This window comes from Streptomyces boncukensis, assembly GCF_011045075.1.
GTDB lineage: Bacteria > Actinomycetota > Actinomycetes > Streptomycetales > Streptomycetaceae > Streptomyces > Streptomyces boncukensis.
Genome location: NZ_JAAKZZ010000893.1, coordinates 1 through 1,726 on the forward strand (window position 1 = coordinate 1; position 1,726 = coordinate 1,726).

1 protein-coding gene is annotated in these 1,726 nt (G+C 75.4%); it reads right to left on the reverse strand.

All coding sequences use genetic code 11. The features are described from left to right. On the reverse strand, positions 1 to 1,726 hold a 1,726-nt coding region (locus G5C65_RS36760), incomplete at both ends, for a thioesterase domain-containing protein (RefSeq protein ID WP_165303375.1).

A 1,726-nucleotide genomic window follows, 5' to 3' on the forward strand; every position in this document is an offset into this window, starting at 1 on the left:
GGAGGGTGTCGAACAGCGGCCGGAGCCGCTCCGCGATCCGCCGCAGGTTGTGGTCGTAGGCGATCTCGAAGTGGTCGGCCTCGACGTCGTGGACCGTCACCTCGCCCCGCACGAACTCCGCGAACCCGTTGGACCGGTCGTCGTCGCTGCGCTTGACCTCGGGCAGGTCGTTGTCGTTGTCGGGGGAGAGGAAGCCGCGGGTGGCGTGGAAGACGGTGGTGTCCACGGGCTTGGGCAGCGGCTGCGGCCGGTAGTCCACCAGCAGCTGGTTGTTGCGCAGCAGCACCTCGTGCTTGAGCCGGATCTGCCCGGCGATCGCGTCGTGCCGGGGCCGCCGCGCCGAGCGGGCCACGATGTGCCGGGCGATGACGTCCAGCTGCTCGCCCAGCTCCAGCCCGCCGATGTCCGCGAGCCGGATCTTCTCCTCCACGCCCCACCGGATGCAGTAGGCGTTGCCGAGGATCACCACGGACAGGCTCTCGACCTCCTCCGGCGTCATGGCGCCCCAGTCGATGCTGTCCCAGGCGCCGGTGGTCGGCATGATCGGGTCGATGGCCACCAGATGCGGCACCTCGCAGCCCGCGAGCAGCAGCTGGCGGGCCATCTCGAAGGCGAGCACACCGCCGAAGGAGCAGCCGCCGAGCGGATAGGGCACATCGGGGTGGGACCGCCGGATCTCCTCGATGTAGCGGGTGGCCATCTCCTCGATGCTGTCGAACTCGTGGACCCGCGAGGCCATGTCCACCTGCTCGACGCCGACGAACGGGTAGTCCAGCCCGAGGTGCCGGGAGAGGTACACGCCGTAGCTGACCTCGCCGTACAGATGGTGCCCCCAGAACGTGGGAGCCTTGTCGCCCTGCAGGTTGACGGGGACGAGCAGCCGCCCCGGCGCCCCGCCGGTCTCCTCGGAGCCGTGCCGGGCCAGGGCCCGCGCCGCGTCGGCCGAGGCCGGCGACGCGGCGGAGCAGGGCAGGTCGATCGTGTGCGGCGGGGGGACGATCCACCGGCTCCAGTCGCCGCCCGCGCCCGCGGAACCGCGGACGGCGGTGGCCAGCGTGGTCCCGGCGAGCGGCCTGGGCGCGTACTGCTCCAGCGCTTCCAGATAGCCGCCGCGCCAGGCGGCGGCGTCCTCCAGCCAGGAGCTCAGCCGGTCGGCCGGCAGCGGGCAGCCGGCCGCGGCGCCCAGCAGCGCGGCGGCCTCGGCCGCCGGAAGGTCCCGCTCGCCGCCGGACGGCCGCGGCGGACGGGCCGCGCCCCACACCTCGGCGAACAGCCCCGCGACGTCCGCGACGGGCGCCCCGCCTGCCGCCCGCGCCGCGCGGGCCGCCTCGACCGCGGCGTCCGGCTCGTCCGCGCCGAGCAGCACCAGCTCGGTCACCTCGTGCCCGGCGTCCAGCAGCCTGCGGCTCACCTCGGCGGCCACCGGCGCGGCGAGGCCGAACCCGGCGACCCGGTACGGGCCCTGGGGCCGGTGCCCGAGGATCGCCTCCGCGTCCGCGTCCGCGATCTCCCCGACGGTTCCGGGCGGCGCCGCGCCGTCCTGCGCGCCGAAGCCCGGGGCCTCCACGCCCAGTACGGCGCCGCCCCGGGCGAGTACGGGGGCGTGGTGGGTCAGCCAGGTCAGCTCGCCGGTCTCGCCGTGCAGGCAGTACAGCGGCGGCGGCCGGTGCCCGTCAGGACCGCCGTCGCCGGGCTCGTGGAACGGCACGACCCGGGCACGGGGGGC